The following is a 14499-nucleotide window of genomic DNA, read 5'->3' on the forward strand; positions in this document are numbered from 1 at the left end:
ATGGCAGCAATCCACGGATCATGGTGGTCGACGGTTCGCGGCTGGTGCGCAAGCTGATCGGCGACGTGCTGCGTGACCAGTTGCCGCAGGCCGAGGTCGTGTCCTGCGCCGGCCTGGCCGAAGCCCATGCCGCGCTGGCGGCCGCGCCCATCGACCTCGCCACCACCTCGCTGGTCCTTCCCGACGGGCACGGCCAGGAGCTGGCCATGGCCGTGCGTGCCGCAGCCGGCCAGCGCTACGTGCCGGTGATCGTGGTTTCGGGCAATGCGCAGGAACACCTCGAGGGCCGGCGCTTCAGCGACGACATCACCGACTATTTCGACAAGTCGCACGGCCATCGCGCACTGGCTGAATTCATCCGTGGCTACGTGCAGCCGGCGCCGATCCCAGGCGCGCGCGTGCTGTACGTCGAAGACAGCCGCACCGTGGCGCTTGCGACCACGCGCATGCTCAAGGCGCAGCAGATGGACGTGGTGCACCTGACCAGCGTCGAAGCCGCGCTGGAGTTCCTGCAAGAACGCATCGCGGCCGGCGAGGCGCCGGGCATCGACCTCGTGCTGACCGACGTCTACCTCAAGGGCGAACTCGACGGCGGCCACCTGGTGCAGGCGATCCGCGGCGAATTCGGCTGGTCCAAGCGCCGGCTGCCGGTGCTGGTGATGACCGGCGATGCCAATGCCGAGAACCAGGCCACGCTGCTCCGCGATGGCGCCAATGACCTCGTGCTCAAGCCGATCGAGGAGCGGCTGCTGGTGACCAAGGCGCTGTTCCAGTTGCGGCTGTCGCGCCTGCCCGAAACCGCGGTGGCCGGAGGATGAGCGAAGCGGGAAGCCGCGTTCGCCTGGAATCATCCTGGAAGGCGCGGGTAGGCGACTGGTTCGAGCGCGATGACATGCTGGCGCTGTCGGCCTTCCTGCGCGAGCGCCAGGCCGCCGGCGTGCGGATCTTTCCTCCGGGTCCGGACATCTTCGCCGCCTTCGACGCCACGCCTTTCGAGGACGTGCGGGTGGTCGTGCTCGGCCAGGATCCCTATCACGGTGCCGGCCAGGCACATGGCCTGTCTTTCTCGGTTCGCCCGGGCGTGCGCGTGCCGCCATCGCTGGACAACATCTACAAGGAGATCCAGCGCGACCTCGGCATCGGCCGCCCCGACCACGGCTGCCTGCTTCCCTGGGCACGCCGCGGCGTGCTGCTGCTCAATGCCGTGCTGACGGTCGAAGAAGGATGCGCGGGCTCGCACCAGCGCAAGGGCTGGGAAGGCTTCACCGACCATGTGGTCGATGTGCTCAACCGCGAGCGCGAAGGCCTGGTGTTCATGCTCTGGGGCGCGTATGCGCAGGCCAAGGGCAAGGTGATCGACGCCCGTCGGCACCGCGTCCTGCGCAGCACGCATCCGTCGCCGCTGTCCGCGCACCGCGGTTTCCTCGGTTGCGGGCACTTCTCCGCGGCCAACGGGTACCTCGCCCGCAACGGCGGCGCGGCGCTGGACTGGTCGCTGCCGCCGCGCGCGCAGCTGGAGGCGCGATGAGCCACGCGCCGCTGCTGGTTTCGCTGCACCTGCCTAAAACCGCCGGAACCAGCTTTTCCGAAACCCTGCGCGCGGCCAGTGGCGAGGGCTATCGCGACGACTATGCCGACCTGCCCATGCAGTACGGCACGCTGTCCAGGCGCATGCACGCGGTGCGTGGCGGCTTGGCGCTGCGTGGACGCGTCCCGGTCGATGCGACCTGCATCCATGGGCATTTCCTGGCCTTGAAATACCGCATCGCGCTGGGCCGGCGGCCGGCGCGCTGGATCACGTGGATGCGCGATCCCGTGCAGCGCCTGGCCTCGCACTACGCGTTCTGGCGCCGCGACTACGACGGCGGCGACCCTGCCCAGCCGCTGCGCAACCGGATGCTGGGCGAACGATGGACGTTCGAGCGTTTCGCGCTGGGGCCGGAGATGCGCGACGTCTACCGGCAGTACCTGTGGGGCTTCGACCCCGCGCGCTTCGACTTCATCGGCATCACCGAACACCACCATGCCGACCTCGAGCGCCTCGCGCGGCGCCTGGGCTGGGAGGCGGTGGCGGCCGCCGCGCTGGTGAATCCGGAGCGCGGGGCGTCGGGCTACGACATCGATCCGCGGCTGCAGGCCCGCATCGAACGCCACCATGCCGGCGACATCGCCCTGTACCGGTGGGCGCTGGCGCGACGCGGCGCCTGAAACCGCCGCCGGCGCTGGCGGGAGCAGCGCGCTTTCCTCGATAGGAGTGGTCAGGGCCGCCGGTTGGCGCGTCCGCAACCCGAGAGGAGACCTGTTCCATGCGCACTTCCACGATGCCGCCCCTGCTGGCGGCCAGCTGTGTCCTCGGCCTGGCGGCCGGACTGCACGTGCCGGATGCCGAGGCCGCCGCCCAGCGCCCCCGCTACACCCGTCCGAGCGGGATCTGCGAGGCGCCCCTGCCCGTTTACGACGCCCACCTGCGCAAGGCGCCGCTGAGGGTCGACAACGTCGGGAACCAGACAGTCTTCGTCAACTGCGCGATGCCGAGCGATCCGGTGGGCGACGTCGGGGAGGCCTGGGTCGAGATCCATTTCGCGTCCACGGCGGCGGCAAGTGCCACCGTGAACTGCACCCTGGTCACCGGTACCGCCGAGCTGCCGGTGTACGACGTGCGGTCGCGCTCGATCGCGCCGGGCAGCAGGAACTGGTTCACCTGGAGCAGCCTCGACAAGCAGAGCGCGGACGGCCTGTTCGCCTTCATGTGTTCGCTGGCACCGGGGATCCAGCTGACCAATGTCTACGCCCGCGAATACGACAGCGCCGGCGGCATCTGACATGTCCATTCTTCTTCCCGCATCCCGGAGCACATCCATGTTCGATCGCCGCATTCCACGCGCCCTGGCTTCGGCCGGCCTGTGCGTGTTCGCATCCCTCCTCCTGCAGCCCTTCGACGCGTCCGCCGCGACCACGCGCACCATCAATGTGTCGGCCACCGGCATCTGCGATGCGCCGCTGCCGCACTTCAACGTCAACCTGCGCCGGCGGCCGGTCGCGGTCCAGAACCAGGGCGCCCAGCCGGTCTTCGTCTCCTGCACGCTGGCCACCGACGACTACGGCCAGTCCAATACCGGCGCCGTGCAGGTCACGTTCAAGAGCAGCGGCAACGCCGCCAGCGTCAGCTGCACCATGGTGTCCGGGACGCGCGACGCGCAGGTGTTCTACGTGACCGCGGAGCAGGCGATCCCCGCCGGTGGCCGCGCCACCGTCGCCTGGCAGCAGATCAACAAGTGGAGCGGCTCGGGGACCTATTCCTTCAACTGCCACCTGCCCGTCGGCGTGGCCATGGAAACCGTCAGCTACACCCAGACCGACACCTCGGGCCGGCTCTGAGCCGTCCCACCCATGGAGAACCGATTCATGACCATGTCCTTCCATTGCCGCATGTCCGCCGCCGCCAGCTGCGTCCTGGCGCTTTTCGTGGTGCTGCACGCGCCTGCAGCCAGCGCCGCCACCGAGCGCGTGCAGCGCGTCAGCGCCACCGCGGTGTGCGAGGCGCCGCTGCCGGTCTTCGACACCACCCTTCGCAAGCGCCCGATCGGCATCAACAACGAGGGCGGCGCGTCGGTCTTCGTGTCGTGCTCGCTGCCCGCCGATTCCGCGGCGCCTCCCGGCGGTGCGTCGGTGAGCGCGCGCTTTGCCATGATCGGAGGCGCGGTGCCGGTCACGGTCGAATGCCAGCTGGTGGCCGGGACCCCCGACGCCCTGACGTACACCGCCGGCAGCATCGTGGTGCCGGCCGCCGGGAGCGCCTGGCTGACGTGGAACGGCGTCGACAAGGGCGCGGCCAGCGGGACCTTGAACTTCAGCTGCAACTTGCCGCCCCGCGTCGACCTGAGCACCATCATGTACAGGGAGGTGGATGCCGCCGGAGGCCTTTGATGGTGCGCGCGCCCTTGGCCGCACGGGGCCGGGGCGCGCTCCCGCGGCCGCCCGGCGGTCTCAATTCGCCTTTTTTATGCGGCGAGCCGTGATTTTCCGCGGCCATTGTTCTATCTGCAGGATGAATGAACTTTCTCATCGCTCAGCAGTCTTAACGGGCCACTGTTAAAATCGTCGCCATGACCGCAACCGCCCCCAGCTATCCGCTCGTTCCCAACAACCTGCCGATCCCCAGCGCGCTCGGCTCGCTGGACGCGTATATCGGCGCCGTGCACCAGATCCCGATCCTCTCGGTGGAGGACGAGCAGGCGCTTGCCCGCCGCTTCCACGACGAAGAGGACCTCGGTGCCGCCCGTGACCTGGTGATGTCGCACCTGCGCTTCGTGGTCCACGTGGCCCGCGGCTACAACGGCTACGGCCTGCCGCTGGGCGACCTGATCCAGGAGGGCAACATCGGCCTGATGAAGGCGGTGAAGCGCTTCGACCCCGACGTCGGCGTGCGCCTGGTTTCGTTCGCGGTGCACTGGATCCGCGCCGAGATGCACGAGTACATCATCAAGAACTGGCGCATCGTCAAGGTCGCCACGACCAAGGCGCAGCGCAAGCTGTTCTTCAACCTGCGCCGCAGCAAGAAGCGCCTGGGCTGGCTCAACGCCGCCGAGGTCAGCGCGGTGGCCAAGGACCTCAACGTGTCCGAGCGCGAGGTGCTGGAGATGGAGTCGCGCCTGTCCGGGCGTGACATCGGCTTCGACATGTCCGCCGACGAGGACGACGAGCGCGCGCCGCCGGCGCCGGCCGCCTACCTGATGTCGCGCGACGAGGATCCTTCGCAGGCCTACGAGCGCGAGGACAGCGAATCCAGCCAGCTCGAGCTGCTGCGCGAGGGCATGTCGCGGCTGGACGCGCGCTCGCGCGACATCGTCAAGCGTCGCTGGCTGGACGCGGACAACAAGGTCACCCTGCAGGAACTGGCCGACGAATACGGCGTCTCCGCCGAACGCATCCGCCAGGTCGAGGCCAACGCGCTGAAGAAGATGAAGGCGCTGTTCGCGGCCTGATCGCAGCGCGGATCGCTCGTCGAAAGCCCGGCCCAGGCCGGGCTTTTTCGTGATTGCGCCGCGTGCCGGACGCCGGGTCAGGCAGTCGCCGGCGCCGTGCTCACCACTTGAACAGCACCAGGCTGATCGCCAGCACGGCCATGCCGCTGACCAGCCCATACACGGTCTCGTGGCCCTTCGAGTAGCGCTTCGCCGCCGGCAGCAGTTCGTCCAGCGCCAGGAACACCATTACCCCGGCGATGACGCCGAACACGCTGCCGAACACCGCGTCGGATAGCCAGGGCCGCAGCAGCGCATAGCCGATGATCGCGCCCAGCGGCTCGGCCAGGCCCGAGAGCAGGCAGGCGCCGAAGGCATAGGCCTTGCTATTGGTGGCGAAGTACACCGGCACCGCGATCGCGATGCCCTCGGGCACGTTGTGGATGGCGATGGCGAAGGCCAGCGGCATGCCCACGCCGGGATTCTCCAGGGTGGCGAAGAAGGTCGCCAGGCCCTCGGGGAAGTTGTGCACGGTGATCGCCAGCGCGGTCAGCAGGCCGACGCGCTTGATGTAGGCGGCGTTGTGCTCGCGGAAGAAGGGGTCGTCGGCTTCCAGCCGCTCGTGCGGGTTCGGCACCAGGCGGTCGACCAGCATGATCAGGCCGACGCCGCACAGGAAGGCCATCGTGCCGAAACTGAAACCCAGGCGCTCGCCATAGCCCTGGCTGAAGGCGTCGATCGACTTGTTGAGGATCTCCGACAGCGACACGTAGACCATCGCGCCGCCGGCGAAGGCCAGGCCGAAGGCGAGCAGGCGCGCATTGGGCCGTGCCTGGGCGAACACCAGCAGGCCGCCGACGCCGGTGGCAAGGCCCGCCGCGGTGGTCACCGCCAGCGCGACGAGCAGGTTGGCGGGGGCGACTTCGATCATGCGTGGAGGCTCCTGCCTGGTCGATTGCAGCGAGGCCAAAGCGGCCGGCGGTGGCGTGGCGAGCACGCCAAGGTAGTCGAAAGGCCGCGGACGCGGGAAGGGCGGTGCGCCGGTTGCTATTGTGCGCGCATCGCGCCGCACCGGCGCCTGTCGAGGGTCCCCGCATGTCCGACCGGGAAAAGCGCATCGCACTGTTGATCGACGCCGACAACGCGCCGGCCTCGAAGATCGAAGTGATCCTCGCCGAGATCGCACGCCACGGCGTGGCCAACGTGCGCCGCGCCTACGGCAACTGGAAAAGCCAGCACCTGGTGGGCTGGGAGAAGTGCCTGCACACCTGGGCCATCCGCCCGATCCAGCAGTTCGCCTATACCAGCGGCAAGAACGCGTCCGACATGGCGATGGTGATCGATGCCATGGACCTGCTGTACGCGCGCAACCTCGACGGCTTCGCCATCGTGTCGTCGGATGCGGACTTCACTCCGCTGGTGATGCGCCTGCGCAACGACGGCGTGGCGGTGTACGGCTTCGGCCAGGAGAAGACGCCGGAGCCCTTCGTGCGTGCCTGCTCGACCTTCCTGTACCTGGAGAAGCTCGGCGAGCCCGACGAAGACAACGGCGACGCCCGCCAGGCGCCTTCGCCGGCGCAGCTGCAGCACGACGCTGACCTGGTGCGCCTGCTGCGCGGCGCGGTCGACGCCACCCAGGGCGAAGATGGCTGGTCGAAGCTGGGCGCGGTCGGCAGCCACGTTGGCAACCAGGGCTCGTTCGATTCGCGCAACCACGGCTATCGGAAGCTGAGCGACCTGATCGAAGCGATCGGCCTGTTCGAGCTGCGTCGCCAGGGACCGGTGATCGAGGTGCGCAATCCCAGTGCCCGCGGCGCCGTCCGCAAGCAGTCGTCCAAAGCCCCGGTGGAAGTAAGCGCCGCGAAGGCCGCCGCGGCCGCCAGCACCGCCAAGGCCGCCAGGAAGGGTGCAAAAGCCACCAAGACCAGGTCCCCGCCGAAAGCCGACACCGTGTAGGAGCAGCTGTAGCTGCTCCCACAGGGTCGCGCGTAGGGAGCGGATGTTGCGGATGGCGCAAATGGCGCGGATCGTTCAGTAGAGGTCGGTGGGGTCCACGTCGAGCGACCAGCGGACGCGGCGTGCTTCCGGCCGCGCGTGCAGGCCCGCGATCACGGCATCGAGCACCGCGTGCAGCGCCGGCCGCCCGGGCGATGACAGCAGCAGCTGGGCGCGGTGCATGCCGGCGCGGCGCGGCATCGGCGCCGGGATCGGGCCGGCGACCAGCAGCGTCCGCGCCTGCGCAGGTGGCAGCGCGGTGCGCGCCTGCTGGAAGGCTTCAGCCGCCGCCTGCAGGAACGTGTCCGGCAGCCCTGCCTGCTGGGCTTCGGCGCGCAGCAGCGCCATGTGCGCGAACGGCGGGAAGCCCGCGGCGGCGCGCTGCGCCAGTTCGGCGTCGGCAAAGGCGCGGTATCCGCCGTTGACCAGCACGTCCAGCAACGGGTGCTCGGGATGGTGCGTCTGCAGCAGCACCTCGCCGGGGCGTTCGGCGCGGCCGGCGCGGCCCGAGACCTGGATCAGCAGCTGGGCCAGCTTCTCGCTGGCGCGGAAGTCGGCCGAGAACAGGCCTTCGTCGATCCCGACCACGCACACCAGCACCAGCTTCGGCAGGTCGTGGCCCTTGGCCAGCATCTGCGTGCCGACGAGGATCCCGGGGCCGTCCTCGAGCTTCGCCAGCTCGCGCGCCAGGCCGTCGCGGCGGCGGGTGCTGGCGCTGTCGATACGCAGCACCGGCACGTCGCCGAAGCGCGCGGCCAGCAGTTCTTCGATGCGTTCGGTGCCCACGCCCTGCGGCTGCAGCGCCAAGCCTGCGCAGTCGGGACAGGCCATCGGCACCGGCCGCCGCGAGCCGCAATGGTGGCACTGCAGGCGGCGGCCGCCCGAGTGCACGGTCATCGGGATCGCGCGTTCGGGCGTGCTGCAGCGCGGGCAGGCCGCGCTCCAGCCGCAGTCGTGGCAGAGCAGCACCGGCGCATAGCCGCGCCGGTTCTTGAACACCAGCACCTGGCCGCCGGCGTCGAGGGCGCGGCGGGTCGCGGCCAGGAGTTCGTCGGACAGTCCGGCGTGCAGGGGCCGCTTGCGGACGTCATGCACGCGCACCCGCGGCGGCCGGGCTTCGCCCGCGCGCTGGCGCAGCCGGAGGTGGGCATGGCGGCCGGCGCGCGCGTTGTGCAGGGTTTCAAGCGACGGCGTCGCGCTGCCCAGAAGCACCGGCACGTCCAGGGCCTTGCCGCGCACCAGGGCGACGTCGCGGGCGTGGTAGCGGATGCCGTCCTGCTGCTTGTAGCTGCCGTCGTGCTCTTCGTCGACCACGATCAGCCCGGCGTTTGGCAGCGGCGCGAAGACGGCCGAGCGCGTGCCCACGATCACCTGCGCCTCGCCGCGCCATGCCGCGGCCCAGGCGCGCGCGCGTTCGCCGTCCGCGAGTCCGGAATGTAGCGCATGCACCGGCACCCCCAGGCGCGCGCGGAAGCGCGCCAGCATCTGCGGGGTCAGGCCGATCTCCGGCACCAGCACCAGCGCCTGGCGGCCGTGGGCCAGGCAGCGTTCGGCGATGGCCTGCAGGTAGACCTCGGTCTTGCCGCTGCCGGTCACGCCTTCGAGCAATACCGATGCGAAGCCCTGGGCGGCGCGCAGCGATTCCAGGGCCGCGGCCTGCTCCGCGTTGGGCGTGTGCACGGGTCCGCCGGTAGCCGCCGCCGCCGGGGGGCCGGTGATGGCCGTCCGTTCAAGCAGGCCGCGGGCCTCCAGGCTGCGCGCCGCGGTGCGCCAGCCTTCGATGGCGTCATCCAGCAGGTCTTCGGCGACCACGCCGTCGCGCAGCGCCTCGGCCAGGCGCCGCGGGCGCCCGCCGCTCCTCAGGTCTCCGATCGCCGCGACGCCGGCCGCCGTCAGCGCCCGGCCCCAGACGACGGTCTCGGGCACCGGGCCGCCGCGGCGCAGCGCCGCGGGCAGGGCGGTGGCCAGGACCTCGCCCAGGGGCGCGTGCAGGTAGCGCGCCAGCCATCGGGTGGTGGCCAGCAGTTCGCCATGGAGCAGGGGCTCGGGATCAAGCCAGGCCAACGCCTCACGCAGCGCCGGTGCGCCTGCGGCGGCCGCGCCGGTGGCCGCCACCACGCCCACGAGTTCGCGCGGGCCGAAGGGAACCCGGACGCGCCTGCCGACATCCCCCGTGGAGGCGCTGGTGGCACCGGGAGCAAGGTAGTCGAACAGCCGCGGCATCGGCAGCGGCAGGGCGACGCGCAGGACGTTTGCGGGCATTGCGGCAGTCTAGCGAGTCGCCTCTCCGCTACCCACGCCGCTTGCGAGCCAATGTTGCCTTGCAAACTACGATTCGGCTGCAAGTCCCGGGCGGGTAAAGGAATTTTGTTTATCCACACAAGCTGTGGATAAGTCTGTGCATGGTCCCTGTGCCGGACCCCCCAAACGGCGTGGGAACAACGTTCAGGGAGCGTTGGCTAAAAAAGCGCCATTCGCTGAAAAGTCAATGGATACAGCCACTTGGCCGTGAAACATGACTGTCGCAATGCTCCACGTTGCCGTGAAGGACCCGTCAATGACATTTGCGTGACCGCTGTGAACAACCTTTTGCAGCCCGAAACGGCCCGGTGTCCGGGTCGAAGCGCAAACTGTGCGCTCCGTCAAGGGCCAGTCGCCGCCGCCGCCGCGGCTAGAATGGCGCCCTCCACGCGCCTGTCCCCATGACCCCACCACGCCCTTCCGACCCCGCCGACCTCGCCGCGCCCACTGCGTTGCGGGCGTTCCTGCGCGGCGTCGAGCGACGCGGCCACGCCTTCGCATCACTGCTTGCGGGCTCCGGGGAGGCCGGCGACGAGGCCCTGGCCTGGGCACTGGAGCGGTTCGCCCGCGAGGCGGGACGGACGCCGTTCGGGGAATGGCCGCGTCGCTTCTGGTCACTCTTGCTGGCGGCACCGGCGATGCGCAGGCCGCCGCCGGATCCGCGCTGGGAGTCCGATTTCGAATGGCTGGCCCGGATCGGCCACGGTCCGCGCGCGGCCCTGCTGCTGCGCCTGGTTGCAGGGCTGGCCGAGTCCGACGCCGCCATCGTCCTCGGCATCGCGCGACCGACCTATCGCCTGGGACTGCAGCGCGCGCTTCCCCGAAACGCCGATGGCAGCGCCGACGTCGAGGCCTGGCAGGCGCTGGGCCGGGCCATGCAGGGCATGCTGCGTGCGCAGCCGCAGGTGCAGTCGGCGCCGTCGACGAGTCCCGCCGCGGCGCCGCGCGGGGCACCGGATCATGGTGGTGACGCCGGAATGCGCAGCTCCGCCAGCCGCGGCCTGCGTACCGCGCTGTGGGCGGTGGCGATCCTCACCGTGCTGGGCCTGGCCGCGACCTTCGTCCGCTTCGACAGCCTTCCCGCGGGCCTGGCCCAGGCACCGGATGGCATCCTGGTCGAAGCACTCCCCGAGGCCGAAGCACCGGCCGGCCGCTACCCGGAACAGGACGCGCTGGCGCTGCACCCGGACCTGGCCCTGCTGCTCGATGCCGATGCCGATGCCGAAGCCGGCCCGGCCGCTGCCGATCCGGCCTTCCATGCCTGGATGCTGGCCGAGGGCGAAGCCGATGCGGACTCCGAGCCCTACGGCACCGCGGCGGCGAGCCAGGGTTCCGCGGAACGATCCGGGCGACCGGTGGAAGAGCGCCTGGGCGCGCTCGACCCCGCGGCGCTTGCGCAGCTTGCCCAGCGTCGCGAGCTTTGGGACGCACTGCCGCACGAAGAGCGCGGCGAGCGCCGCGAACGCTGGCTGGCCTGGCGCGATCTCTCCGCAGCGGAGCGCGAGTCACTGCGTGGGGTCGCGGCGCGCCACGCACTGCGAGAACCGGACGAGCAGGCCGCGCTGCGCGCCCGCTTCGACGCGCTCGACGCCAGCGTCCGCCGTGGTTGGCTGCTCGGCCCGGACCTCGGTGCCGACTACCCCCAGTTGCATCCGCTGCTTGCCCAGGTGCCGCTGGATGCACGCACCGCGCTGCTCGAGGCCCTGCGCGGCCTTGACCCGCAGGCGCGCGCCGATCTCGTCGTGCTTGCCGTGCGCACCCCGCCGCAGGCCCGCGCCGAGCTGCGCATCGAGCTGCTTGCAACGCCGCCGGCCCAGCGCGGACGCTGGCTGCGGCGCAAGGTGGCACCGGTCCAATGAACCCCGCACCGGGCAGGCTGCGCGACGCCCCCGTCCCGGGCTTCGCCAGCGACCTGCGCGCGACCGCCGTGCTCGCCCTGCCGCTGGTGGCCGGGCATCTTTCGACCGGGCTGATCGGTTTTGTCGACAGCGTGATCGCCGGTCGCCACGGCACCGCCACCTTGGCCGCGGTGTCCGTGGGCACGGCCGTGTTCTGGCTGCCGATGATGGTGCCGATGGGCACGTTGATGGCATTGCCGCCGGCGGTTTCGCAGCTCGACGGCTCCGGTCGCCGCGACGCCATCGCAGCGCTGTTCCGGCAGTCGCTGTGGCTGGCGCTCGCGCTTGGCGTGCTGCTGTTCGCGTTCCTCAGCCTCGCGCCGCTGCTGCTGGCGCCGATGGGCATCGCCGAAGACATCCGTGCGGGTGCCCGCGACTTCCTGCACGGCATCCGCTGGGGGGTGCCGGCGCTGACCCTGTACTACGCGATGCGCTATTTGAGCGACGGCCTGCACTGGACGCTGCCGACCATGCTGCTCGGCTTCGGCGGGCTGCTGTTGCTTGTGCCGCTGGGCTATGTGTTCGCCTTCGGCGCCTTCGGGCTGCCGGAGATGGGCGCCGCGGGCCTTGGCCTGGCGTCGTCGGTGATGATGTGGGCGCAGGCGATCGCGTTCGCCGCCTACCTCGCGCGTGCGAAGCGCTTCGCCGCACTGGGGCTGTTCGCATCCTTCGACCCGCCACGACGGGAGCCGATCACTGAACTGCTGCGCACCGGCCTTCCGATCGGAGTGACGGTGGCGATGGAAGGCGGGCTGTTCATCGTCACCGCGCTGCTGATCGGCCGGCTGGGCCAGTTCGAGGCCGCCGCGCACCAGATCGCGATGAACGTCGCCAGCCTGTGTTTCATGATCCCCTTTGGCGTGGCCGAGGCCACCACGGTGCGCGTCGGCCACGTCCTGGGCAGCGGCGGAGGTCGCGAGGGCGTGCGCCGGACGATGCTCGCGGGCCTGGCCCTGGTCCTGGGCACCCAGGCGCTGTCGGCGCTGGTGCTGGTGCTGGGCCACGACGCGATCGCCGCGGTCTACACCGCCGATGAAGCGGTGGCGGGGCTGGCCGCCTCGCTGCTGCTGTTCGCGGCGGCGTTCCAGTTTCCCGATGGCGTCCAGGTGCTGTCGGCCGGCGCGCTGCGCGGACTGAAGGACACGCGCGTGCCGATGCTGTTGGCGGCGTTCGCCTACTGGGGCGTGGGCATGGTGGTCGGCGCCGGGCTCGGGCTCGGGCTGGGCATGGGCCCGCGCGGGATGTGGATCGGCCTGATCGCCGGACTGTCGGTCGCCGCGGTACTGATGGCCTGGCGCTTCATGCACAGCAGTGGCCTGCTGCCCCGGCGGCACGCCGGCTGACCAGCCCCGCCTGGCGGCGGACCCCGAAGCACAGTGACCGATGGCGGGTGACGCCGCCCGGCGCCAGCGGCGATACTGGAGGCATTGCCTCCTCGGTTGTCCGCCATGTCAGCACTGCCCTCCACCGCGCCGCGTCGACGCGGCCCCATCGTCCGCGTGATCGTGGGTGCCTGGGATGCGCTCAATTTCACTCGTCGCCTGGTGTTCAACCTGCTGTTCCTGCTGCTGGTGCTGCTCGTTCTGGTGGCGATATTCAGCACCGGGCGCGCCAAGCCGCTGCTTGACCGCACCACGCTCGTGATCGCGCCCGAGGGTGCCCTGGTCGAACAGTTCAGCGTCGATCCGGTCGGCCGTGCGGTCGGCAAGATGACCGGACAGGACACGCCGGAGGTGCGCCTGCGCGATCTGCTGCAGGTGATCGAGAAGGCCGCCGGCGACACGCGCATCGAGCGCGTGCTGCTGCGCACCGACCGCATGGCGTTCTCCGGCTATGCGTCGATGCGCGAGCTCGCCGATGCGATCGGCACGCTGCGCGAGGCCGGCAAGGAGGTCGTCGCCTACGGCGACTACTTCGGCCAGGCGCAGTACCTGCTGGCGGCGCAGGCCGACGAGGTCTACATGGATCCCTACGGCGGCCTGGTGCTCGAGGGACTGGGCCGCTATCGCCAGTACTACCGCGAAGGCCTGCAGGAAAAGCTCGGCGTCGACATCCACCTGTTCAAGGTCGGCGAGTTCAAGTCCGCGGCCGAGCCCTACGTGCTCGACCAGGCCTCGCCCGAGGCCAAGGAAGCCGACCTGTACTGGATGAACGACATCTGGCAGCGCTTCATCGGCGACATCGCGACCGCGCGCGGGATCGACCCCGCGGCCCTCGCGGCCGGCGTGGACAACCTGCCGCAGGGCGTGCAGGCCGCCGGTGGCGATCTGGCGAAGCTGGCGGTGGACCAGAAGCTGGTCGACGGCCTCAAGACGCTCGAGGAAGTGCAGCAGCTGCTGGCCGAGCGCGGCGAGTCCGACGATGACAACGACAGCGGCGTGCGCGAGATCGCCTACGACGCCTACCTCAAGCACGTCACCAGCCCGATGGCCGTGGCCGACGCCCGGCCGCAGGTCGCAGTGGTGGTCGCCGAAGGCGCGATCATGGGCGGCAAGCAGAACCCGGGCAGCGTCGGCGGCGAGTCCACCTCGGCCCTGCTGCGCGCCGCGCGTGACGACGACAAGGTCAAGGCCGTGGTGCTGCGCGTGGACTCGCCGGGCGGCGAGGTCTTCGCCTCCGAGCAGATCCGCCGCGAAGTGGTGGCGCTGAAGCAGGCCGGAAAGCCCGTCGTGGTATCGATGGGTGACATGGCCGCGTCCGGCGGCTACTGGATCAGCATGGACGCCGACGCGATCTACGCCGATCCGTCCACCATCACCGGCTCGATCGGCATCTTCGGCATGTTCCCGACCATCCCGCGCACGCTCGAGAAGATCGGCGTGCGCACCGACGGCGTCGGCACCACGCGCTTCGCCGGCGCCTTCGATCCGACGCGTCCGCTGCAGCCCGAAGTAGGCACGGTGATCCAGAGCGTGATCGACAAGGGCTACCGCGACTTCATCGGCAAGGTGGCGACCGCGCGCGAGCGCAGCGTGGAACAGATCGACGCCGTGGCACGCGGCCGGGTGTGGAGCGGCGCGCAGGCCAAGGAGCGCGGGCTGGTCGACGAATTCGGTGGCCTGCGCGATGCGCTGGCCAATGCCGCGTCCCGCGCGGAGCTGGGCGAGGACGGCTGGGGCGTGAACTACATCGAGAAGCCGATGACGCCATTCGAGAACTTCGTCGCCGGCATGGCCGAGACCCGCGTCGGTGCCGGCGTGCTGGTCCGCAGCGGCCTGGCGCAGGGCCTGCTGGCCAGGGTGGCGCCCGAACTCGTCGCCGAGCTGCGCTTCATCGAACAGGTCATGGCGCGCGGCGGCCAGCCGGTGAAGGCCGTGGCCCACTGCTTCTGCATGCCGTGA

Annotated in this window: 13 protein-coding genes; 11 read left to right on the forward strand and 2 right to left on the reverse strand. The window is 70.5% G+C overall.

Translation table 11 applies throughout. The features are described from left to right. The first annotated feature begins 20 nt into the window (after nt 1-20). The 7 genes from ACW7G5_RS10830 to rpoH all read left to right on the forward strand — a co-directional run bounded on the left by ACW7G5_RS10830 (nt 21) and on the right by rpoH (nt 4985). Nucleotides 21-818, forward strand: coding sequence for a response regulator (locus ACW7G5_RS10830; RefSeq protein ID WP_457004746.1), 798 nt, complete (start codon nt 21-23; stop codon nt 816-818). Beyond that, complete coding sequence (gene ung / locus ACW7G5_RS10835; protein ID WP_457004405.1) at nt 815-1528, forward strand: uracil-DNA glycosylase; 714 nt, start codon at nt 815-817, stop codon at nt 1526-1528. Before ACW7G5_RS10830 ends, ung begins: the two co-directional genes overlap by 4 nt. Continuing rightward, complete coding sequence (locus tag ACW7G5_RS10840; RefSeq protein ID WP_457004407.1) at nt 1525-2208, forward strand: hypothetical protein; 684 nt, start codon at nt 1525-1527, stop codon at nt 2206-2208. Before ung ends, ACW7G5_RS10840 begins: the two co-directional genes overlap by 4 nt. A gap of 98 nt (nt 2209-2306) precedes the next feature. Next, nucleotides 2307-2822 (forward strand): hypothetical protein, encoded by a 516-nt coding sequence (locus ACW7G5_RS10845; protein WP_457004409.1) that lies wholly within the window; start codon nt 2307-2309, stop codon nt 2820-2822. 37 nt (nt 2823-2859) lie between these two features. Then, nucleotides 2860-3378 carry a hypothetical protein gene (locus ACW7G5_RS10850; RefSeq protein WP_457004411.1) on the forward strand — a complete coding sequence of 173 codons (519 nt, stop codon included), beginning with the start codon at nt 2860-2862 and terminating at the stop codon, nt 3376-3378. A gap of 27 nt (nt 3379-3405) precedes the next feature. Next, nucleotides 3406-3927, forward strand: a complete 522-nt coding sequence (locus tag ACW7G5_RS10855; RefSeq protein WP_457004413.1) for a hypothetical protein — start codon at nt 3406-3408, stop codon at nt 3925-3927. 179 nt (nt 3928-4106) lie between these two features. Continuing rightward, a complete protein-coding gene (gene rpoH, locus ACW7G5_RS10860) occupies nt 4107-4985 on the forward strand; it encodes an RNA polymerase sigma factor RpoH (RefSeq protein ID WP_457004414.1) in 879 nt (292 codons plus the stop codon). 100 nt (nt 4986-5085) lie between these two features. Here rpoH and zupT read toward each other — a convergent pair whose 3' ends face one another. Continuing rightward, nucleotides 5086-5895: a zinc transporter ZupT gene (zupT, locus tag ACW7G5_RS10865; RefSeq protein ID WP_457004416.1), complete on the reverse strand. Its 810-nt coding sequence runs from the start codon at nt 5893-5895 to the stop codon at nt 5086-5088. 164 nt (nt 5896-6059) lie between these two features. Between zupT and ACW7G5_RS10870 the strand changes: the two genes are divergently transcribed. Further along, on the forward strand, nt 6060-6920 hold the full coding sequence (locus ACW7G5_RS10870) for an NYN domain-containing protein (RefSeq protein ID WP_457004418.1): 861 nt from the start codon (nt 6060-6062) through the stop codon (nt 6918-6920). Nucleotides 6921-6995: 75 nt separating this feature from the next. Here ACW7G5_RS10870 and ACW7G5_RS10875 read toward each other — a convergent pair whose 3' ends face one another. Continuing rightward, entirely contained in the window at nt 6996-9221 is a 2226-nt protein-coding gene (locus ACW7G5_RS10875; protein ID WP_457004420.1) for a primosomal protein N', read from the reverse strand. A gap of 440 nt (nt 9222-9661) precedes the next feature. Here ACW7G5_RS10875 and ACW7G5_RS10880 point away from each other — a divergent pair, with 440 nt between their 5' ends. The 3 genes from ACW7G5_RS10880 (at nt 9662) to sppA (ending at nt 14499) form a co-directional block, all read left to right on the forward strand. Further along, complete coding sequence (locus ACW7G5_RS10880) at nt 9662-11119, forward strand: DUF3106 domain-containing protein (RefSeq protein WP_457004422.1); 1458 nt, start codon at nt 9662-9664, stop codon at nt 11117-11119. Beyond that, entirely contained in the window at nt 11116-12501 is a 1386-nt protein-coding gene (locus ACW7G5_RS10885) for an MATE family efflux transporter (RefSeq protein WP_457004424.1), read from the forward strand. The genes ACW7G5_RS10880 and ACW7G5_RS10885 overlap by 4 nt, the downstream gene beginning before the upstream one ends. A gap of 105 nt (nt 12502-12606) precedes the next feature. Continuing rightward, nucleotides 12607-14499: a signal peptide peptidase SppA gene (sppA, locus tag ACW7G5_RS10890; protein ID WP_457004426.1), complete on the forward strand. Its 1893-nt coding sequence runs from the start codon at nt 12607-12609 to the stop codon at nt 14497-14499.

It is taken from the genome of Luteimonas sp. A501, from assembly GCF_054052085.1.